This is a genomic window from Vibrio variabilis (assembly GCF_003263785.1).
GTDB lineage: Bacteria > Pseudomonadota > Gammaproteobacteria > Enterobacterales > Vibrionaceae > Vibrio > Vibrio variabilis.
The window spans coordinates 1-21,520 of the sequence record NZ_JYJK01000126.1; the positions used below are offsets into that span (position 1 = coordinate 1).

At 49.5% G+C, this 21,520-nt stretch carries 17 protein-coding genes and 5 pseudogenes; all 22 read left to right on the forward strand.

Annotated elements, in window-relative coordinates:
- Window positions 1-440 (forward strand): FliG C-terminal domain-containing protein (locus tag TZ48_RS20715; RefSeq protein WP_275426470.1); only part of this gene is annotated, 440 nt, incomplete at its 5' end.
- Window positions 441-464: 24 nt separating this feature from the next.
- A complete protein-coding gene (fliH, locus tag TZ48_RS20720) occupies window positions 465-1,265 on the forward strand; it encodes a flagellar assembly protein FliH (protein WP_112480501.1) in 801 nt (266 codons plus the stop codon).
- The gene (gene fliI, locus TZ48_RS20725) at window positions 1,265-2,587 is read left to right on the forward strand and encodes a flagellar protein export ATPase FliI (protein WP_112480502.1); all 1,323 of its coding nucleotides are present in this window, start codon (window positions 1,265-1,267) and stop codon (window positions 2,585-2,587) included. Before fliH ends, fliI begins: the two co-directional genes overlap by 1 nt.
- A 7-nt stretch (window positions 2,588-2,594) precedes the next feature.
- A complete protein-coding gene (gene fliJ / locus TZ48_RS20730; protein WP_112480503.1) occupies window positions 2,595-3,038 on the forward strand; it encodes a flagellar export protein FliJ in 444 nt (147 codons plus the stop codon).
- 145 nt (window positions 3,039-3,183) lie between these two features.
- Window positions 3,184-4,935 (forward strand): flagellar hook-length control protein FliK, encoded by a 1,752-nt coding sequence (locus tag TZ48_RS20735; RefSeq protein ID WP_112480504.1) that lies wholly within the window; start codon window positions 3,184-3,186, stop codon window positions 4,933-4,935.
- 63 nt (window positions 4,936-4,998) lie between these two features.
- Entirely contained in the window at window positions 4,999-5,502 is a 504-nt protein-coding gene (gene fliL, locus TZ48_RS20740; RefSeq protein WP_112480505.1) for a flagellar basal body-associated protein FliL, read from the forward strand.
- 7 nt (window positions 5,503-5,509) lie between these two features.
- Entirely contained in the window at window positions 5,510-6,559 is a 1,050-nt protein-coding gene (gene fliM / locus TZ48_RS20745) for a flagellar motor switch protein FliM (protein ID WP_112461812.1), read from the forward strand.
- 52 nt (window positions 6,560-6,611) lie between these two features.
- Window positions 6,612-7,022, forward strand: coding sequence for a flagellar motor switch protein FliN (gene fliN / locus TZ48_RS20750; protein ID WP_042497033.1), 411 nt, complete (start codon window positions 6,612-6,614; stop codon window positions 7,020-7,022).
- A 27-nt stretch (window positions 7,023-7,049) separates the two neighbouring features.
- Entirely contained in the window at window positions 7,050-7,475 is a 426-nt protein-coding gene (gene fliO / locus TZ48_RS20755; protein ID WP_239671016.1) for a flagellar biosynthetic protein FliO, read from the forward strand.
- Window positions 7,468-8,345: pseudogene (fliP, locus tag TZ48_RS20760) on the forward strand (flagellar type III secretion system pore protein FliP). Before fliO ends, fliP begins: the two are co-directional and overlap by 8 nt.
- 13 nt (window positions 8,346-8,358) lie before the next feature.
- Complete coding sequence (fliQ, locus tag TZ48_RS20765; protein WP_112480507.1) at window positions 8,359-8,628, forward strand: flagellar biosynthesis protein FliQ; 270 nt, start codon at window positions 8,359-8,361, stop codon at window positions 8,626-8,628.
- Between the two features lie 6 nt (window positions 8,629-8,634).
- Window positions 8,635-9,417, forward strand: coding sequence for a flagellar biosynthetic protein FliR (fliR, locus tag TZ48_RS20770; RefSeq protein ID WP_112480508.1), 783 nt, complete (start codon window positions 8,635-8,637; stop codon window positions 9,415-9,417).
- Between the two features lie 13 nt (window positions 9,418-9,430).
- Window positions 9,431-10,559 (forward strand): annotated as a pseudogene (flhB, locus tag TZ48_RS20775) (flagellar biosynthesis protein FlhB).
- Window positions 10,560-10,716: 157 nt separating this feature from the next.
- Window positions 10,717-12,820 (forward strand): annotated as a pseudogene (flhA, locus tag TZ48_RS20780) (flagellar biosynthesis protein FlhA).
- 66 nt (window positions 12,821-12,886) lie between these two features.
- Entirely contained in the window at window positions 12,887-14,416 is a 1,530-nt protein-coding gene (gene flhF, locus TZ48_RS20785) for a flagellar biosynthesis GTPase FlhF (protein WP_112480509.1), read from the forward strand.
- 12 nt (window positions 14,417-14,428) lie between these two features.
- A pseudogene (locus TZ48_RS20790) lies at window positions 14,429-15,314 on the forward strand (MinD/ParA family protein).
- Complete coding sequence (locus tag TZ48_RS20795) at window positions 15,307-16,038, forward strand: RNA polymerase sigma factor FliA (protein ID WP_112480510.1); 732 nt, start codon at window positions 15,307-15,309, stop codon at window positions 16,036-16,038. The pseudogene TZ48_RS20790 and the gene TZ48_RS20795 overlap by 8 nt, the downstream one beginning before the upstream one ends.
- 45 nt (window positions 16,039-16,083) lie before the next feature.
- Window positions 16,084-16,452 (forward strand): chemotaxis response regulator CheY, encoded by a 369-nt coding sequence (cheY, locus tag TZ48_RS20800; RefSeq protein ID WP_096995504.1) that lies wholly within the window; start codon window positions 16,084-16,086, stop codon window positions 16,450-16,452.
- A 31-nt stretch (window positions 16,453-16,483) separates the two neighbouring features.
- Window positions 16,484-17,200 carry a protein phosphatase CheZ gene (locus TZ48_RS20805; RefSeq protein WP_112461815.1) on the forward strand — a complete coding sequence of 239 codons (717 nt, stop codon included), beginning with the start codon at window positions 16,484-16,486 and terminating at the stop codon, window positions 17,198-17,200.
- Window positions 17,201-17,208: 8 nt separating this feature from the next.
- Window positions 17,209-19,461 carry a chemotaxis protein CheA gene (locus tag TZ48_RS20810; protein WP_112480511.1) on the forward strand — a complete coding sequence of 751 codons (2,253 nt, stop codon included), beginning with the start codon at window positions 17,209-17,211 and terminating at the stop codon, window positions 19,459-19,461.
- An 11-nt stretch (window positions 19,462-19,472) separates the two neighbouring features.
- Window positions 19,473-20,587 (forward strand): annotated as a pseudogene (locus TZ48_RS20815) (protein-glutamate methylesterase/protein-glutamine glutaminase).
- A gap of 1 nt (window position 20,588) precedes the next feature.
- Window positions 20,589-21,368 carry a ParA family protein gene (locus TZ48_RS20820; protein WP_112480512.1) on the forward strand — a complete coding sequence of 260 codons (780 nt, stop codon included), beginning with the start codon at window positions 20,589-20,591 and terminating at the stop codon, window positions 21,366-21,368.
- Window positions 21,369-21,520: the final 152 nt, after the last annotated feature.

The window sequence follows — 21,520 nt, forward strand, 5'->3', positions numbered from 1 at the left end:
CCGGTGCTCAAGCTGCCAAGATTGGCGGCCTGAAGGCAGCGGCGGAGATCATGAACTACCTCGACAACAACGTCGAAGGTATCCTCATGGATCAAATTCGCGACCAAGACGAAGACATGGCAACACAGATTCAAGATCTCATGTTTGTATTCGAAAACCTTATCGAAGTCGACGACCAAGGCATTCAGAAGCTGCTTAGAGATGTACCACAAGACGTGTTGCAGCGTGCACTGAAAGGTGCAGATGAAGGTCTGAAAGAGAAGATCTTCAACAACATGTCGAAACGTGCTGCTGATATGATGCGCGAAGACATTGAAGCGATGCCGCCAGTGCGTGTTGCGGATGTGGAAGCGGCGCAAAAAGAAGTGCTGACTATTGCAAGGCGCATGGCAGACAACGGAGAGCTGATGCTGTCCGGTGGCGCAGACGAGTTCTTGTAATCCCAGTTAAAGGAAGGTTTGCCGATGTCTGGTGATCGAAAACGCGGCTTTTTACGCCCATCTGAAGATAACACTGTAGAGCAAGCTCACTCGTGGGGCTTGCCTGATTACACCTCTCAAGTCACTCAAGAAGCCAGAGAAACGGCGCTAAATTACGATCCGAGCTGGACGCCTCGTGAAGAGCCGGCTGTGGAAGAAGAGCCTTTAATGCTCACTGAAGAGCAAATCGAACAAATCAAACAAGGCGCCTACCAAGAAGGTTTATTCCAAGGCCAAGAAGCTGGCTTTAAGCAAGGTTATGACAAAGGCAAAGAGGAAGGCCTCGCCGCAGGTCATAGCGAAGGTTTAGAGCTGGGTAAAGCGGAAGGCGTGGCGGCCGGTGAAGAGTACATCAAACAGCAAGTCGACACCTTTATGGAGCTTGCGAATCAGTTTGCCAACCCGCTTGAACTGATGAACAACCAAGTTGAAAAGCAACTGGTGGACATGGTACTCGCACTGACCAAAGAAGTGGTGCATGTCGAAGTTCAAACCAATCCACAGATCATCCTTGATACCATTAAGCAGTCTGTGGAAGCCCTGCCTATCTTAGGGCATGCGATCACCTTAAAACTCAATCCAATCGATGTTGATATCGTGCGCGCTGCTTATGGTGATGATGAGCTCAACATTCGCAATTGGACATTGGTCGTTGAGCCATCGCTTAATCGCGGTGATGTCTATATTGAAGCGGGCGACTCCAGCGTGAGTTATAAACTGGAAGAACGCGTTAAAAACGTGCTGCAAAGCTTTTGCGGTGCGAATCGTCACCAAGGGGGCGAGTAATGCAGCCGTTGGCACAGCGACTGGCCAACTATAAGGTCGAAGGCCATAAATCTAGGGCAACGGCGTCAGGCAAGCTGGTTCGTGTCGTAGGCTTAACGCTCGAAGCGATCGGTTGTAAAGCGCCTATCGGCAGCCTGTGTAAAGTAGAAACCATGCATGGCGATATGGACGCCGAAGTGGTTGGCTTTTCTGGCGAACACCTCTATCTCATGCCAAGTGAGCAAATCACGGGCGTATTGCCAGGCGCAAAAGTCACCCCAATGGCGTCGGAAACGGGTTTGCCTGTTGGAATGGAGCTCCTTGGCCGTGTCATTGATGGCGTGGGTAATCCACTTGACGGCCTTGGCGACATCTACACCGAAAAGCGCGCCTCGTTTAATGCTGAACCCATCAACCCACTAGCACGAAAGCCTATCACAGAGCCTTTGGATGTTGGCCTTAAAGCCATCAATGGCCTGTTAACGGTAGGCAAAGGTCAGCGTATTGGTCTATTTGCCGGCTCTGGTGTCGGTAAGTCGGTGACGCTTGGCATGATGACTCGCGGCACAACTGCGCAGGTGGTTGTGGTAGGTCTTATTGGTGAGCGTGGCCGCGAAGTAAAAGAATTCATAGAAGAGATTTTGGGTACCGAGGGACGCCAGCGCTCAGTCGTGGTTGCCGCGCCTGCTGATGCTTCACCGCTGATGCGCCTGAAAGGCTGTCAAACGGCTTTGACCATAGCCGAGTATTTCCGTGACCAAGGGCTGGATGTGTTGCTGCTCATGGATTCTCTCACTCGTTTTGCTCAAGCACAGCGTGAAATTGCTCTCTCTGTTGGTGAGCCGCCAGCGACCAAAGGTTATCCACCATCGGTGTTCGCTAAACTGCCCGCCTTGGTAGAGCGCGCCGGTAATGGTGACGTTAATCAGGGCTCGATTACGGCATTTTTCACGGTACTGACGGAAGGGGATGATCTACAAGATCCGATTGCCGATGCCTCGCGAGCCATTCTAGACGGCCATATTGTGCTATCACGTGAAATGGCGGATGCGGGTCACTATCCAGCCATTGATGTCGAAAAATCGGTGAGTCGTGTCATGCCACAAATTACTGATGATCAGCATGTCTTGATGTCGAAAGCTGTGCGACAGATTCTATCCGTTTGCCGAAAAAATAAAGATTTAGTATCGATTGGTGCCTATAAGCCGGGAACCGATCCAGCCATCGATAGTGCGTTCACCTTGAAGCCAAAACTCGATCAATACTTGCAGCAAAGTATGCGAGAAAGCGTGCCTTACGACATGTGCCTTGGCATGTTGAAACAGCTTCTTTCTGTAGAGTAGTCATTGTATGGAAAACGCCCTAGAGTTCTTGCTTGAGCAAGCCAAAGATAACGAACAACAAGCGGTGCTAGCACTAAACAAAGCCCGTACCGAGCTTGAGGGTTATTATCAGCAAGTCCAGCAAATCGAGCAGTATCGACTCGATTATTGCAATCAGCTGGTTGCTCGTGGACAAGAGGGATTGACGGCCAGCCAATATGGTCACCTTAATCGCTTTCTTACTCAGTTAGATGAAACGCTCACTAAGCAAAAGTCAGCCGAGGGGCACTTTAAGCAGCAAGTGGATGACTGTGAAGAGTATTGGCACAACACTCGTAAGCAGCGCCAGTCTTACGAGTGGTTGATTGAGAAAAAAGCCAAAGAAAAAGCCCAGCTCGAAGCTAAGCGCGATCAAAAGCAAATGGATGAATTCTCGAACCTGTTGTTCGCCCGTCGTCGCCAAGCACGTTAATTCCCCTTCTCGATTTTCTGACCTCCACTTTCTGATTCACTTAGCATGATACTCGGTATAAAAATTGCATCGACCTGCCTAGTGAATATGGGCGGCAAGTGTTCGCCGAGTCAGTAATCTTTTTTAAATAACGGGCGTAAATGGAATGAGTCTGTCGATTTCAAATAACAGCGTATCGAGTAGCGTGCTACCAAAGAGTGAAGGAAAAGCTTCAGTCTCTGAGAGTGATGCGGCCGAAAGCCCGGGATTTTGGGATAAGTTCAAAGACGCGCTATCTCCAGAAAAGTCTGAAGGTGATCAAAAGGTTGAGGGCAGTGTCGCCAAATCAAATACCCGCTCTCAGTCTACTGATGCCATGCTGGAAGATGCGGCAACGCAGGCGAAATCCAGTAAAGAAGATGCCTCTGATGAAGAAGTGTCTGATGTAAAAGCGGCAAAGACGGATAAGGTTGAGACTGCCGCGCAGAGTGAAGAGTCAGAAGCATCTGTCAAAAAAATGACAGAGGAGGCAGCGCTGGCTGGTGCTACTCAAGTTAACACTGAGGAGTTTGCGGATTTAGCCGCAGCCCAGTCTACTGAAAGCAAGACTTTTGAAAATAAGCCTTCTACAGACAAGTCCGGTATTAATGCAGCAAAGGTTGGCGCCGACGCTGAGCAAGCCATGTCTGAAAATGCAGAGCTGCTCTCGCGTCTTGACGAATCCAATAAAGCCCTTAAAAAGCCCGTTGATGCTGAAGCAGAGAAGGTAGCAGGTGCAGCAGTGGGCGTTGTCGCCGCTGAGCAAGCACAGTCTTCTTTGCAAAACTCTGAACAAATTGCATCTTCGCCAATGGATGCTAAGCCAGAGCTAGCAGGTAAACAGGCTCAAGGTTCAAATACAGTATTCGCGGCCTCTGCGGCGGGTGCACACGCTTCTGACGGTAAATTGACGCAAGCCTCTGAGGCTAAGACTGCGCTTGCAGCCGAAGGCGAGGGTAAGCCGCAAGCAAACATTGCTTGGAGTCAATCCGACGCGGAACTTGCCGCCAAATCAGAAGCGAAAGCAGCACTTGCAGGTGCCGCTATTGCAGCGGATAAAATGCCGCCTTCTGCAACGTCCCCTGCGGGCGTATCTTTGACTGGTGCTGCTCTTCAAACTCAAGCGCAAGCGAGTGCACAAGCCAGTTCAGCCCAAGTACCGGTTCAAGGTGCTCAAGCCGCCAGCCAACCCGCTGGTGAAATGGCCGCTGCCGCAGCGATGATGGCAGGTGGAAAAGAGCTTGGTGGTACCGATGCCACCAAAGCAGGTTCACCGATGGGTACGCACGTGGCTGGCGCGAATATCAATGGAATTAAAGGCGCTAATAAAGCTCAAATCCCGGCAGGCTTGGGTAATGACACTGCGTTACAAGCGACTGGCGCATTAACGGCGACCCAGCAATTGCGTGCAGAGCAGCAGACGCCCGCGGCCTCTGCGGTACAATCACCAATGGTAATGACGAAAGAAAACGCCAGCGATCAGGTAGCTGAGCGTGTGCAAATGATGATGTCGAAGAACTTAAAGCACGTCGATATCCGTCTTGATCCGCCAGAGTTAGGCCGTATGCAAATTCGCATGAGCCTTAACAACGATTCGGCAACGGTGCACTTTACCGTTCAAAACCAGCAGACTCGCGACATGGTAGACCAAGCGATGCCGAGACTACGTGAGATGTTGTCACAGCAAGGTATTCAGTTGGCGGACACATCCGTACAGCAGCAAGGTCAGCAGCAGCGCCATGCGTCACATGGTTCAGGTAGCAGCGGTTCAGGTAATGGCACATCAAATGGTGGCAGCGACGTTGATAGTTTTGAAAATGGTACGAGCGTTGAAGTTGCAGTAAAACAGAATAAAGATGGCATAAGTTACTATGCATAAGTAAAAAATTTACGATGTATAAAGATTATGTCTAAAACAAAATAACGCAGTAGTTGAAGAATTATGGCTGAAGAAAGTTTACAACCCGCAAAAACTAACAGCAAAAAGATGCTGATCATTATTGTTGCCGCTGTCGTGGTATTACTTGGTGTCGGTGGTGGCGCCTACTGGTTTTTAAGCTCCGATGATACAGAGAGCGCATCAACCTCCACACAAAGTGCCTCTGGAGGCGCGGCAGCGCCTGTTGACCCGATCTCTTACGTGAATCTCGCTCAGCCATTTGTGTTTAACGCGTCCGGCAAGCAGCGCGATCGTATGGTGCAAATAAAAGTTCAGCTTATGGTGCGTGGCTTAGATAACGAGAGCCAAGCCCGCTACCATTCACCATTAATTGAAAGCACCTTGTTGTCGACGTTCGCCTCTGCAACGGTTGAACAGTTGCGTAGCACGACAGGTCGTGTCGAGCTTCGTGACCAAGCGACCAGTGATGTTCAAGCGAGCCTTAGCCAAGTAGTGGGTTCGCCAGTGGTTGAGCGTGTGTTATTTACCGATTTTGTAATCCAATAGGTGCATTGTGACCGATTTATTAAGCCAAGATGAGATTGATGCGCTACTGCACGGTGTGGATGACGTTGATGAGGTAGAGGACGAGCTGGATCAAGATCCGGCGGATGTCGTCCATTTCGACTTTTCATCCCAAGACCGCATTGTTCGCGGTCGTATGCCAACGCTTGAGCTGATCAACGAGCGTTTCGCGCGCCACATGCGCATCAGTTTGTTTAACATGCTGCGTAAAACAGCCGAAGTGTCGATCAACGGTGTGCAGATGATGAAATTTGGTGAATACCAAAACACTCTGTACGTTCCGACCAGCTTGAACATGGTGAGATTCCGTCCACTAAAAGGTACGGCACTGATCACCATGGAAGCGCGCTTGGTGTTCATCTTAGTTGAGAACTTTTTCGGTGGAGACGGCCGCTTCCACGCCAAGATAGAAGGCCGAGAGTTTACGCCAACCGAGCGCCGTATCATTCAGCTGTTAATGAAAACTGTGTTTGAAGACTACAAAGAAGCATGGTCGCCGGTAATGGGCGTTGAGTTCGAGTACTTAGACTCAGAAGTGAACCCGAGTATGGCGAACATCGTCAGTCCCACCGAGGTCATTGTGGTGAGTTCTTTCCACATTGAAGTCGACGGTGGTGGCGGTGACTTCCACGTTGTGATGCCTTATTCCATGGTAGAGCCCATTCGTGAACTGCTCGATGCGGGTGTCCAGTCCGACAAAATGGAAACCGACGTACGTTGGAGCAGCGCGCTACGTGAAGAAATCATGGATGTTCCCGTCAACTTTCGTGTCAACTTGTTAGAGAAAGATGTGTCGTTGCGCGATCTCATGGAGCTGCAAGCAGGCGATATTATCCCAATCGAAATGCCTGAAAACGCCACTATGTTTGTCGAAGACTTGCCAACCTTCCGAGTGAAAATGGGACGCTCTGGCGAGAAAGTCGCGGTGCAAGTGTCAGAGAAGATTCGCCGCCCGGATGTGGTGAAAACCGACTTGGCTTTCCTTGGCAAAGACATCATGGCTGAGCTTGAGCACGTCGAAGATTTAGACCAAGAATAATCAAACTGCGCAGGTGCGCGGTGCAACAGAATAACAGAAGTAGAGATAACCAATGACAATCAGTGATGACCAAAAATTAGCGGACGAGTGGGCAGCGGCACTGGGCGAAGATCCAATGGCGCCTGATGTAGATGTGGATGAAGTGCTGGCGGCACCGTTGGATGAACTCGAAGATTCACCAGCCCCAATTACTGATGATGAACGTCGTAAGCTCGACACCATTATGGACATTCCAGTCACTATTTCGATGGAAGTAGGACGCTCGCAAATCAGTATTCGTAACTTGCTACAACTGAACCAAGGGTCGGTGGTGGAACTTGACCGTATTGCCGGTGAGTCGCTCGATGTGATGGTCAACGGCACCTTGATTGCCCACGGTGAAGTGGTCGTGGTGAACGATAAGTTTGGTATTCGTTTAACGGACGTGATCAGTCAAACTGAGCGCATTAAGAAGCTGCGTTAATCAAAGTTAGTGAATGGAATGAGACTGATGACACTGAATCGATATTGGTTGTCCACGATTGGGGCGGCGCTGTTGATGACTTCTGGAGTCGCCAATGCCGCGGCAGAGGTATCAGCTAACGGCGGCTCGCCTTTTGATTTTGCTGCAACGCTTGGCTCACTCGTCTTAGTGATTGCTGTTATCTTGGGTTTGGCGTGGGTGTTAAAGCGCATGAAAGTGCCCTCGATGGTCAATCAGCAAGGGCTTAAGATTGTCCGTCAAATCCCTGTCGGTACCAAAGAGCGAATCGCGATCGTAGAAGCGGGTGAAGAGCAGTTTTTGGTGGGCATTACCTCACAATCGATTCAGCTTATTTCAAAGCTTGAGAAGCCGCTCGAAGAGAGTGAAGTCTCTCAACCTGCATTTGCTAGTCAGCTGTCGAAAATCATGAAAAAGCAGACCCACAATGACTAACTCTATTCGACTTGTTTTTGTTTGCTTGTTGCTGATTGCAGCGCCACTGTTTTCTGTCGGTGCGAGTGCGGCTGAAGAAGAGTTAGCAACGCCTATCTCAAGCTCTGCTGCTCCTAGTAGCAGCGTGACGGTAAGCGAAATGCGCAATGACCGAGGCGCAGCGGGGCTACCACATCCAGTGCCTTTGGCACAGGACCGGGCATTCCGGCGTTTACCATGACGACTAACCCAGACGGCAGTGAAGACTATTCGGTCAACCTGCAAATATTGGCATTGATGACCATGCTGGGTTTCTTGCCTGCTATGGTGATTTTGATGACGTCCTTCACCCGCATTGTTGTGGTGATGTCTATCTTGCGCCAAGCAATGGGTTTGCAGCAAACGCCGTCCAATCAGGTGATCATTGGTATCGCCATATTCTTGACCTTTTTTATTATGTCACCGGTGCTCAATCAGGTGAATGAGCAAGCTGTTCAGCCGTACCTCAATGAGCAGATCAGTGCCAAGCAAGCTTTTGAACAAGCACAAGCGCCCATCAAAGAATTCATGTTAAAGCAAACCCGCGTTAAAGATTTGGAGACCTTTGTGGAGATGTCAGGTTCAACCGCGCAAAATCCAGAAGACGTCTCTATGGCGGTGCTTATTCCGGCCTTTATCACTTCGGAGCTGAAAACGGCGTTCCAAATTGGCTTTATGCTGTTCTTACCGTTTTTGATCATCGACTTGGTCGTGGCGTCCATTTTGATGGCGATGGGTATGATGATGCTCTCGCCAATGATTGTATCTTTGCCGTTTAAACTGATGTTGTTCGTGCTGGTGGATGGGTGGAACCTCATTCTTTCCACCTTGGCCGGCAGTTTCGCCTTGTAGCTGGAGTAGCATTATGACTCCTGAGATGTTTGTCGAACTGTTTAGAGATGCCCTATGGATGGTACTCCTACTAGTTTGTGCCATAGTAGTACCCAGTCTTCTAGTAGGCCTTATCGTGGCGATCTTTCAAGCTGCGACATCGATTAACGAACAGACGTTGAGCTTTTTGCCAAGATTGATTGTCACCATTTTGGCACTGATGGCATTTGCCCACTGGGGCACACAGATGATGATGGAGTTTTTCTATGAAATCATCGAGCGTCTTCCATTGGTTCTTTGGTAAACCCGCATGGAATACCCCGCGAGTGACGTCCTTGATTGGCTAGCCAACTTCTTTTGGCCTTATGTGCGTATTTCCGCCATGTTGATGGTGATGTCCGTGACTGGGGCTAACTTTGTCTCACCTCGCATTCGATTGTTCTTGGGTTTGGCGCTCACTCTGGCGGTGTCTCCCTCGATACCAGCGATTCCTCAAACCATTGAGCTGCTGTCGTTTCAAGGCTTTTTAACGGTCGCAGAGCAAATACTTATCGGTACCGCGATGGGCATGGTGACGGTATTTATGGTGCAGACCTTTGTTATGCTCGGCCAGATATTAGGTATGCAATCGAGCCTGGGTTTTGCTTCTATGGTTGACCCAGCGAACGGTCAAAATACCCCTGTGTTAGGTCAGCTGTTTCTGTTTCTCACCACCATGTTTTTCTTGGCGACCGATGGTCACCTCAAGATGATTCAATTGGTGGTGATGAGCTTCAAAACCTTGCCAGTGGGCTCAGGACATCTTTCCAGTGCCGATTTTCGCGAAATGGCAGGGTGGCTAGGTATCATGTTTCAGACAGCATTGAGTATGGCACTGGCGGGTATTATCGCGCTTTTAACAGTCAACTTGTCTTTTGGCGTGATGACTCGTGCAGCGCCCCAACTGAACATCTTCTCGCTCGGTTTTGCATTCGCATTGCTCATTGGTTTGATGATCTGCTGGTATATTTTGGCGGGGCTGTATAGTCACTATCAGCTCTATTGGTTACAAGTAGAAGGTCAGGTGTGTCGCTTGATCGATCTCGCGTGCTAGGGGAGGGCTAATCATGGCAGAGTCCGACGGCCAAGAACGTACCGAAGACGCCACCCCCAGCGGCTTAAACAAGCGCGCGAAAAGGGGCAGGTGGCGCGCTCCAAAGAACTGGCATCCGTCTCCGTACTGATTGTCGGTGCACTATCACTGATGATGTTTGGTGAGGGGTTGGCGCGCGCCTTGTTTAGTTCAATGGCGAGGTTATTTACCTTAACCCGAGAAGAAATCTACGATCCCACCAAACTCTTTGATGTCGTGCTCGGTGCACTGTCGAGTTTGCTATTACCGTTGACACTTATCTTGGTTGTGTTGTTCGTGGCAGCGCTTATTGGCGCCGCCGGGGTAGGGGCATCAGCTTTTCTGCTGAAGCCGCGATGCCAAAGCTGTCGAAAATGAACCCACTAAGCGGCGTGAAGCGAATGCTTGGGATGCAAAGCTGGGTAGAGCTTATCAAGTCGATTCTAAAAGTCGCGCTTGTTGCCGGGATGGCGTTTTATTTGGTTAACGCCTCGCGAGCGGACTTATTCCAGCTCAGTATGGAAGTCTACCCTCAGAACATCTTCCACGCGCTGGATATCTTGCTTAACTTTATTTTGCTGATAAGTACCACATTACTGATTGTGGTCGCGATAGATATCCCATTTCAGATCTGGCAGCACGCCAACCAACTGAAAATGACCAAACAAGAAGTGAAAGACGAATACAAAGACACTGAAGGTAAGCCCGAGGTTAAAGGACGCATTCGTATGTTACAACGGGAAGCCGCTCAACGGCGTATGATGGCCGAAGTGCCGCAAGCCGATGTGATTGTGACTAACCCGGAGCACTTCTCCGTGGCGCTTCGCTATAAACAAGGCCAAGACAAAGCGCCAATAGTGGTCGCGAAAGGCGTGGATCACATGGCGCTGAAGATCCGTGAAGTGGCAAGAGAGCACAATATTTATGTTATTCCCTCGCCTCCACTGGCTCGTTCGCTCTATCACACCACAGAGTTGGAACAAGAAATCCCTGATGGACTGTTTGCTGCGGTGGCGCAAATTCTCGCTTATGTGTATCAGCTTAAGCAGTATCGTAAAAAGGGTGGACAGCGACCTAAGCTGCAAAATGAGCAGATCACCATCCCGAAGGATATGCGCTACTAGCACGGCCTTGTTGGGTTGATGGCAGTCTGTCAGTGTCAAAAAAATGGCGTGCGTTAATGGCGTAATTCTTGCAAAGTAATTCTTGCAAATTAGCCTCTATTAAAAGAAACAACCCGAGTCTCCAAGGAAAGTGGAGACCTCCAGTGAACTATCCGTAATGAAATTGACGTTACCTTTTACCGATAAGTTGCCGAACATTCCGCGTCGTGCGCTACCTGCTATCGGTGCACCGGTTATGGTGCTTGCCGCGCTTGCGATGATTGTATTGCCGATCCCGGCAATTCTGCTCGACTTGTTCTTCACCTTTAACATCGCATTGGCCATGGTGGTCTTGCTGGTATCGGTCTATACCCGTCGTCCTCTTGATTTTGCCGCCTTCCCAACCGTGCTGTTGATTGCGACACTCTTGCGCTTAGCGCTAAACGTTGCGTCTACCCGTGTGGTATTACTCTATGGTCATGAAGGGGCAGCGCTGCCGGTAACGTAATTGAAGCGTTTGGTAACGTAGTTATCGGTGGTAACTACGCCGTGGGTCTGGTGGTGTTTATGATTTTGATGATCATTAACTTCATGGTTGTGACCAAAGGTGCGGGACGTATTTCAGAGGTAAGTGCTCGCTTTACCCTTGATGCCTTACCAGGTAAGCAGATGGCGATCGATGCCGACCTTAACGCCGGTCTCATTGACCAAGACCAAGCACGTCTGCGCCGTTTCGAAGTCACCAAAGAAGCGGACTTCTACGGCTCGATGGACGGTGCGTCCAAATTTGTTAAGGCGATGCCATTGCTGGTATCTTGATCCTATTTCTCAACATCATTGGTGGTCTCAGTATTGGTATGATGCAGCACTCGCTCGGCTTTACCGAGGCACTGCAAATCTACACCTTGCTCACCATTGGTGATGGTCTGGTTGCTCAAATCCCGTCGCTACTGCTTTCTATTGCCGCTGCTATCATGGTGACCCGTCAAAATACTGACGAAGACATGGGACAGCAGGTCGTATTCCAGCTTTTTGATAACCCGAAAGCACTGACTATCACCGCCGGTATTTTGGGTGTGATGGGTATTGTGCCGGGTATGCCACACTTTGCGTTTCTGCTCTTGGCACTTCTTGCCGGTGGTGGTGCGTATTGGATGCACCGTAAACAGCAAGCGAAAGCGGATGAGAAGAACCTTCCGGCTGAGGTGGGCGCGAACAGCAGCGACCCGGCTGCGCCGCCAAAAGAGCTCTCTTGGGATGACGTTCAACCTGTTGATGTGATAGGCCTTGAAGTGGGCTATCGCTTAATTCCATTGGTCGACAGAGATCAAGGCGGTGAATTGCTTGAGCGCGTCAAGGGCGTGCGTAAAAAACTCTCTCAAGACTTTGGCTTTCTTATTCCCGCAGTTCATATACGCGATAACCTAGAGCTGACGCCAAACTCTTACCGCATTACCTTGATGGGTGTCGCGGTGGGCGAAGCGGAAATTCGACCTGACCAAGAGCTTGCGATTAACCCAGGCCAAGTTTACGGCCTGATTGATGGTGAGCAGACCATTGACCCTGCCTTTGGTCTAGAAGCGGTGTGGATCCAAGAAGCGCAGCGAGAACACGCGCAGGCGCTTGGATATACCGTGGTAGACTCATCTACTGTGCTTGCCACTCATTTGAGTCAGCTTTTGACCAACAATGCCGCGCAGCTATTGGGTCACGAAGAAGTCCAGAACCTTCTGGAAATGCTTGGCCGAAGCGCACCGAAACTGGTGGAAGATTTTGTCCCAGAGCAATTGCCGCTGGGTACCGTGGTCAAGGTGCTGCAGAACTTGCTGCATGAGGCGATTCCTATTCGTGATATTCGCACCATCGTCCAAACTTTGGCGGAATACTCCGGAAAGAGTCAAGAACCTGACGTATTGACGGCCGCGGTTCGTATCTCGCTGAAACGCCTGATTGTTCAGGAAATCAACGGCATAGAGCCAGAGCTTCCGGTGATTACTCTGATACCTGAACTGGAACAAATTTTGCATCAAACTATGCAAGCGTCTGGCGGTGAATCCGCTGGCATTGAACCTGGATTAGCCGAAAGACTTCAAGCTTCGCTAACACAAGCGACTCAAGAGCAAGAGCTAAAAGGAGAGGCAGCTGTGCTGCTAACATCGGGTGTATTGCGTTCGACGCTCGCTAAGTTCGTGAAAAATACCATTCCGAACTTACGAGTCTTGTCTTACCAAGAAATTCCCGATGAAAAACAGATTAGAATCGTGCAGGCCGTAGGTAATTAGCCTTAGCATTGGTCGCCGGTCTTACACCGACGATACACGATATTGCACATTGAATGGATGTAACACTTGAAAATTAAACGATTTTTCGCCAGAGACATGAGGCAAGCTCTGCTCCAAGTTAAAGAAGAACTTGGTGCCGATGCTGTGATCATGTCGAATAAAAAAGTGGCGGGCGGCGTAGAAATCGTGGCTGCTATTGATGGCGATACTGCGCAGCCAGAGCGTCAAATGGGCAGCAATGCTCTAGCGGCGCCATCGCGTTCGGCCTTGCCGAACTATGGTCGCGACCTCAAAGACGATGTGGTGAACTTGCAGAAAAGCAGCACCGCACCGACCGGTAGCGCACTACCATCAATGACCGATCGTTTTGCTAATATGCTAAAAAGCTATCGCGGCAACGACAACGAGCAAAGCAAGCCGAAGAATACACCACCAGATTCACTCTCAGCACTACTTGAACGTCAATCGGAGCGCAGTAAGTCTGCTGGCGACTCTCGTTCAGTGAGTGATGGCTATCAAAACAGCGACCGCTTGCAGTATGCTCAGCAAAACCGAACTGAGTCGGCTTTCCGAGACCGCCAAGAAAGTGCTCGTCCCTCTTACCGCTCTGACGACGGCTATTTAGATAATGCTCGTGAGACGCGCAGACCAAATAGTGGCCGCGATGGTAAGTTTGGCGAAGAGCTCGAAGCGATGAAAGAGGATATGTCCTCGATCCGTCGTTTGCTCGAACACCAAGTGTCCGGATTAATGTGGCAAGAAGTGGAGCGTCGTGAACCGCTTCGCGCCATGTTGATTAAGCGCCTTGAGCGTATGGGGATCTCTCCTGAGCTTTCTGACCAGCTTGCTTGCTATATCCCAGAAGACACACCGCCACAAAAAGCGTGGAAAGCACTGCTGTCTTTGGTGTCCGATCAAATTGTTATTAGTAAGCAAGATATTCTACGCAAAGGTGGCATCGTTGCCTTACTCGGCCCTACAGGTGTAGGTAAAACCACGACTGTGGCAAAACTCGCTGCGCGTGCGGCGATGGAGTATGGCTCAGACAATGTCGCCTTGGTGACCACTGACACTTATCGTATCGGCGCTCATGAACAGCTGTCGATTTATGGCCGCATTATGGGTTGCCCGGTAAGAGTCGCTAAAGATTCTGAAGAATTGGCCGATGTACTCTATCAGTTGAGAAATCGACGTTTGGTGTTGATAGATACTGCCGGTATGGGCCAGCGCGATGTGCGTTTGTCCGAACAGTTAGACACTCTGATGCAAGAGAGTGGCGAAGTGATTCACAGCTACCTTGTGTTGCCTGCTACAGCGCAGCGACAAGTACTGCAAGAGACACTGGATCACTTCAGACGCATTCCGCTATCTGGTTGCATTATGACCAAGTTGGATGAGTCGTTGAGTTTGGGTGAGTTTATTAGTGTCGTTGTCCAAAATGCACTACCGGTGACCTACATTGCGAATGGTCAGCGAGTACCGGAAGACATCGTGATCGCGCAGCCAAAATACATGGTCGCGAAAGCCAACGAATTATTAGAGAAGTCGACAGAGAATGAACCTCACTTCTGGAACAGTGATATGGAGGGGGTTTAGATGCAAGCGAAAATGACAAATAACATGATACATGATCAGGCCAGTGGCCTAAGACGTTTGACTAAACCAACTTTAACTAAAGTTATCTCTGTCACCGGCGGCAAAGGCGGCGTAGGTAAATCCAACGTAACGCTTGGTTTGGCGATTTGCATGGCGCGCAAGGCAAGAAAGTGATGGTCCTTGATGCCGACTTAGGTCTGGCTAATGTCGATGTCATGCTGGGCATCCGACCTAAGAAAAACCTGGGTCATGTTCTGGCCGGCGAATGCGATTTAAAAGACGCTATTGTGGAGGGTCCACACGGCATCAAGATCATTCCAGCGACTTCAGGCACCCAAAGCATGACAGAATTGAGTCATGCACAGCACATGGGCTTATTCGAGCATTTGGTAGCTTGGAAGAAGAAATGGACGTGTTGCTGGTCGATACCGCAGCAGGTATTTCTGACATGGTGGTCAGTTTCTCACGCGCCGCGCAAGATGTTGTCGTGGTGGTTTGTGATGAGCCAACGTCGATCACTGATGCCTATGCATTGATTAAATTGCTGAGCCGCGAGCACCAAGTGCAACGCTTCAAAGTGGTAGCGAACATGGTTCGTAGCTACCGCGAGGGCCGAGAATTGTTCACAAAATTGACATTAGTCACAGAGCGATTCTTGAATGTGAGCCTTGAGCTAGTCGCCTGTATTCCATTAGATGATAAAGTGCGACAAGCGGTGAAGAGACAAAAAATTGTTGTGGATGCATTTCCACGTTCACCGGCGGCATTGGCGATGAGCTCGCTTGCCAACAAAGCGCTCACTTGGCCGATACCGAAAGTACCAAGTGGCCACTTGGAGTTTTTTGTCGAGAGACTACTCAACAGACCGGAAGTATTAGAGGAACCGTTTGGTGAATAAAGCTTTGACCTATGACCAGCATGCCAATTTGAGTGGTCAGCAAGCTTTCTTGGAGAAATACTCAGTGTTGGTGAAACGAATCGCTCACCATTTAATTGGGCGTTTACCACCTAACGTGTTGGTTGAAGACTTGATTCAGGCTGGGATGATCGGCCTGATTGAAGCACAAAAAAATTATGATGGTAGCAAAGGTGCAAGCTTTGAGACCTACGCTGGCATCCGCATTCGAGGTGCGATGCTAGACGATATTCGTCGCGGTGACTGGGTGCCACGTTCGGTACACAAGCACAGTCGTGATATTTCGCAGGCGATTTCGGTATTGGAGGTGGAGCTCAACCGTGACCCGACCGATATGGAAGTCGCTAATCATTTAGGAATGAGCCTAGAACAATATCACAAGGCATTGTCAGACATTAACTGCTCAAAACTTGTTGGTATTGAAGATCTTGGCGTTTCCGAAGACTCTGTATCTGTTGCAGATGAAGAAGATAACTCGCCTTTTCAGGGTGTCGCGGATGATGCATTTCGCGAAGCGTTAATAGAATCAATAAAATCGCTCCCAGAGCGTGAAGCGTTGACGTTATCCCTGTATTATGACGAAGAGTTAAATTTGAAGGAGATAGGTGAGGTATTGGGCGTCAGCGAATCGCGCGTTAGCCAAATACTAAGTCAATCCATGCAGCGTCTTCGCACCAAGCTAAGTGCTTGGACCGATAATAATTAATAAACACTGATTTTGCTTTCAGTGGAGGCAACTTTGAATAAAAACATGAAAATCTTGATTGTTGACGATTTTTCAACAATGCGTCGTATCGTTAAAAACCTTTTGCGCGACTTGGGTTTTAGCAACACGCTCGAAGCCGACGATGGTTTGACGGCTTTGCCAATGCTCAAGAAAGGCGATTTCGACTTTGTGGTGACTGACTGGAACATGCCTGGCATGCAAGGTATTGATCTGCTGCGCCATATTCGTGCCGACGATGAGCTAAAGCATTTGCCAGTTCTTATGATCACTGCGGAAGCTAAGCGTGAGCAAATTATTGAAGCGGCGCAAGCAGGTGTAAACGGCTATATCGTTAAGCCTTTCACCGCGGCAACACTAAAAGAAAAACTCGATAAGATCTTTGAGCGTTTATAAGACGCCATAAATAGCAGACGGCTATATCAGAATGATTTCATTGGAACAAGCTAAGCAACTTGTTGATTTGTTGGAACAAGACAAGCAACAAGAAGCGGACGAGCTGGTCATGATGATTCAAGGTGGCAGCGAGCGCAAAGTGCTTCAAGAAGTCGGTGCGTTAACTCGTGACCTACACGATGCATTGACGGAGTTTAGTTACGACACTCGCCTTAACGAGATCGCGACAGACGAAATCCCAGAAGCGCGTGATCGCCTTGAATACGTCATCAATAAGACCGAAGTCTCAGCGAATACAACCATGGATGCGGTGGAACGCTGTTTGCCAATGGCGGACAGTCTACATGAGTGTTTAACTCAAGTACGCCCTCAGTGGAACGAGCTGATGCATGGCAGGCTCGAGCTACAGCAATTTAAAGACCTGTGTCATCGCATTGATGACTTACTTAGTCAGGTGGAAGGGGACAGTACCGAGCTGCGTACTCAACTGACCAACATCCTTATGGCACAGGACTTTCAAGACCTTACTGGACAGATCATCCGACGCGTCATCACGTTAGTGAGTGAAGTGGAGACGCGCTTGGTAGAAATCTTGAAAGTGTTCAGTGACGAACAACAACCAATAACAACAAAACCAAAGCAAGCGACCTCTGGCGTTGAAGGACCAATCATTAATCCTCATGAGCGTGACGATGCTGTTGCTTCGCAAGACGAAGTTGATGACTTACTGTCAAGTCTTGGGTTTTAGGGGTGACTATGAGCTACGAATTAGATGAAGAGATCCTTCAGGACTTCCTAGTGGAAGCGGGGGAGATCCTAGAGTTACTTTCTGAGCAACTTGTTGAGCTAGAAAATAATCCAGAAGATAAAGATCTGCTTAACGCGATTTTTAGAGGCTTTCACACCGTGAAAGGTGGTGCCGGATTCTTGGCGTTGACCGAGCTGGTCGATACCTGCCACGGCGCAGAAAACGTGTTCGATATATTGCGTAACGGACAGCGTTCAGTGAATGCTAGCTTAATGGACACCATGCTAAAAGCGCTGGATACGGTGAACATTCAGTTCCAATCAGTTCAAAACATGGAGCCGATTGACCCTGCCGATCCTGCTCTACTTGAAGAGCTTCATCGTTTAAGTAGCCCTGAGTCTGCTGGAGAAGCTGCAGCCCCACCTCCACCGCCGCCAGTTGTCGACGTTGTTCCTGAAACCGTTCCTGAAATCGTGGCAGAAACACCTGCTGCGGAGATCTCTGCGAGTGGTTCGATTGATGATATTACTCAAGACGAATTTGAACGTTTGTTGGACGAGCTCCACGGTAAAGGTGGCAGTCCAACGAAATCGACCGCTAAACCGACCATGACTGTGGTTGAAACGCCAGCGCCAACATCAGCGCCGAGCGATCTTCCTTCATCGGATATTACCGACGACGAGTTCGAAAAGCTTCTAGATGAGCTGCATGGTGTCGGTAAAGGTCCATCTGCAGCGGAGGGTGCTCAGCCAGCACCAGTTGCACCGTCTAAACCGGCGCCAGCACCAGCAGCTAGCTCTGCGAACGACGGCGGTGATTTGATGACAGACGAAGAGTTCGAAAAGTTATTGGATGAATTGCACGGCGTAGGTAAAGGTCCTTCTCCTGATGAGCTAGATGTTGCGACTAAGCCGGCTTCAATGAACCAAGCACCTGTTGAGTCAAAACCAGTTGAATCTGCGGCGCCTGTTGAAGAGCCTGTCGCTGCTGCACCAACTGCCGCACCTGTCAGCGTTGGTAACAGTGAAAAATCACTACCGGCTGAGAAAAAAGCGACGGCCGTTGCACCTAAGAAACCACAAGCAGAAGCAAGCGTACGCGTTGATACGTCAACGCTAGATACCATTATGAACATGGTAGGCGAATTGGTATTGGTTCGTAACCGTTTGGTGAGTCTAGGTCTTAACAGCAATGATGAAGAGATGTCGAAAGCGGTCTCGAATCTTGATGTTGTTACTGCAGATTTGCAAGGCGCGGTAATGAAAACCCGCATGCAACCGATCAAAAAGGTGTTTGGCCGTTTCCCTCGCGTGGTTCGCGACTTAGCACGTAGCCTAAACAAAGACATCGTACTTGAGATGCAAGGCGAAGACACGGATCTGGATAAGAACCTAGTGGAAGCACTAGCGGATCCATTGATCCACTTGGTGCGTAACTCGGTCGACCACGGCATTGAAATGCCAGACGTTCGTGAATCTGCCGGCAAGTCTCGCACGGGTAAAATTACCCTATCCGCCTCTCAAGAGGGCGATCATATTGAGCTTGCTATCATCGATGATGGTGGCGGTATGGATCCAGATAAACTGCGCGCCATTGCGGTTAAGCGCGGAATGATGGACGAGGACGCTGCGTCTCGCTTGACCGACAAAGAGTGCTTCAACCTTATCTTTATGCCTGGCTTCTCAAGTAAAGAGAAGATTTCTGATATCTCTGGCCGTGGTGTTGGTATGGATGTGGTGAAAACCGCCATCAACACTTTGAACGGTTCAATCGATATCGATTCAGAGCTTGGTAAAGGCACTAAGATCACCATTAAAGTCCCGCTGACTCTAGCGATCTTACCGACCTTGATGGTGGGTGTTGGTAAAAACCCATTTGCACTGCCACTTGCAAGTGTGAATGAGATTTTCCACTTAGATCTAAGCCGTACCAACGTGGTTGATGGTCAGCTGACGATTATCGTTCGTGATAAGTCTATCCCGCTATTCTATTTGCAAGACTGGTTAGCACCCCACGCAGGTCGCGCTCAGCAGCGTACCGGTCATGGACACGTTGTGATTGTTCAAATCGGTAGTCAGCGTGTGGGCTTTGTTGTTGATACCTTGATTGGTCAAGAAGAAGTGGTGATCAAGCCACTCGATAGCTTGCTACAAGGTACGCCCGGTATGGCAGGAGCAACGATCACCAGTGACGGCCATATTGCGCTGATTCTTGACGTGCCAGACTTACTTAAACAGTACGCTGCAGCATCGCGTATCTGATAAGGAAGTCTATGTCGTTAAAAGTATTAGTTGTAGATGACTCTAGTTTCTTCCGTCGCCGAGTCAGCGACATTATCAATGCTGCGCCACGTCTGGAGGTTATCGACGTGGCCATTAATGGTAAAGAAGCGGTAGAGAAAGCGCTGGCATTAAAGCCTGACGTGATCACTATGGACATTGAGATGCCCGTGATGGATGGTATTACTGCCGTCCGTGAGATCATGAGCGCTCAACCAACCCCTATTTTGATGTTTTCTTCATTGACCCATGAAGGCGCTAAAGCCACGTTGGATGCGCTAGAAGCCGGGGCGTTGGACTTCTTGCCTAAGAAGTTTGAAGACATCGCACGAAATAAAGATGAAGCAGTGAGCTTGCTGCAACAGCGCGTGCAGCAAATTGCTAGCCGCCGCGCGTTACTAAGACGCACGGCAGTACGCCGACCTGTATCAACGTCAAGCGCTGCGCATAGAGCGGCTGTCACTCGCCCAAGTGATGATGTATCAGCGTCTAAAGCGGCGGCACCTGCTGCTCGTTTTCGCAGTAGTGGCAAAAGCTATCAGTTGACGGCGATTGGTACGTCGACAGGCGGCCCTGTTGCCCTGCAAAAAATCTTGACTAAATTGCCAGGCAATTACCCGCATCCGATTTTGCTGATTCAGCACATGCCCGCCACTTTTACCGCAGCCTTTGCGGCTAGGCTTAACTCGCTTTGCCAAATCACGGTGAAAGAGGCTGCTAATGGCGATGTATTGCAACCAGGCGTGGCTTATCTTGCTCCTGGTGGTATGCAAATGATGATCGAAGGGCGCCCTGGAAGTGCGAAAATCCGCATTCTTGATGGCGGTGAACGCATGAACTACAAACCGTGTGTTGATGTGACTTTTGGCTCTGCGGCTAAGATTTATCAAGACAAAGTATTGTCGATGGTACTAACCGGAATGGGGCTGATGGCCGCGAAGGTGCTCGCATGCTGAAGTCGGCAGGTTCGACGGTTTGGGCTCAAGATGAAGACTCTTGCGTGGTTTACGGCATGCCTCAAGCGGTTGCTAAGGCGGGGATCTCCACAGAAGATCTGCCCCTTGATCGTATTGCTGAACGCATTTTGGTTGAGTTGAAGAGGTCGTAACATGATCGTATGGAGTGTTGCTAACCAAAAAGGCGGTGTCGGTAAAACGACCACTACTGTTACGTTGGCGGGGCTTTTAAGCCAGAAAGGCAATCGTGTCTTGCTTATCGATACCGATCCTCATGCTTCATTGACTACTTACTTGGGCATGGACTCCGATCATCTTTCACACAGTCTGTTTGATCTGTTCCAGCTTAAAGAGTTTAGCGATAGCCGAGTAAAACCGCTGATACACAATACCAATATCGATAATATCGACATTTTGCCAGCTCATATGTCGCTGGCAACACTTGATCGAGTGATGGGTAATCGTAGCGGTATGGGACTTATCCTCAAACGTGCTCTAATGACGATTCGTGATGATTACGATTACGTGTTGATTGATTGCCCGCCTATTCTTGGGGTCATGATGGTGAATGCGATGGCGGCAAGTGATCGCATCTTGATTCCTGTCCAAACAGAATTCTTAGCAATGAAAGGCTTAGAGCGTATGGTGCGCACACTTGCGATTATGCAAAAGTCGCGTCAGCGTCCGTTTAAGGTCACCATAGTACCTACTATGTACGACAAACGTACGCGAGCATCGCTGCAAACCTTGACGCAACTTAAACAAGATTACCCATCGCAAGTGTGGAGTTCGGCCGTACCGATCGACACTAAATTTCGCGATGCCAGCTTGAAGCATTTGCCTGCATCTCACTTTGCCGCGGGAAGTCGAGGTGTCTTTGCTTATAAACAATTGCTGATTTACTTGGAGAGGCTAGCGCAAGATGAAAGCTGATACTGCGCCGCTTTCTAGTGAACAGGCGCTGGATGACTACTTTGCGTCTCTGCTTGGTTTAGAACAAGACGAGTTATTGCTTGACGAAGAGCAAGTGCTTGAAGATGTTCCTGTTGAGCCAGAGCCAGAGCCAGAGCCAGAGCCAGAGCCAG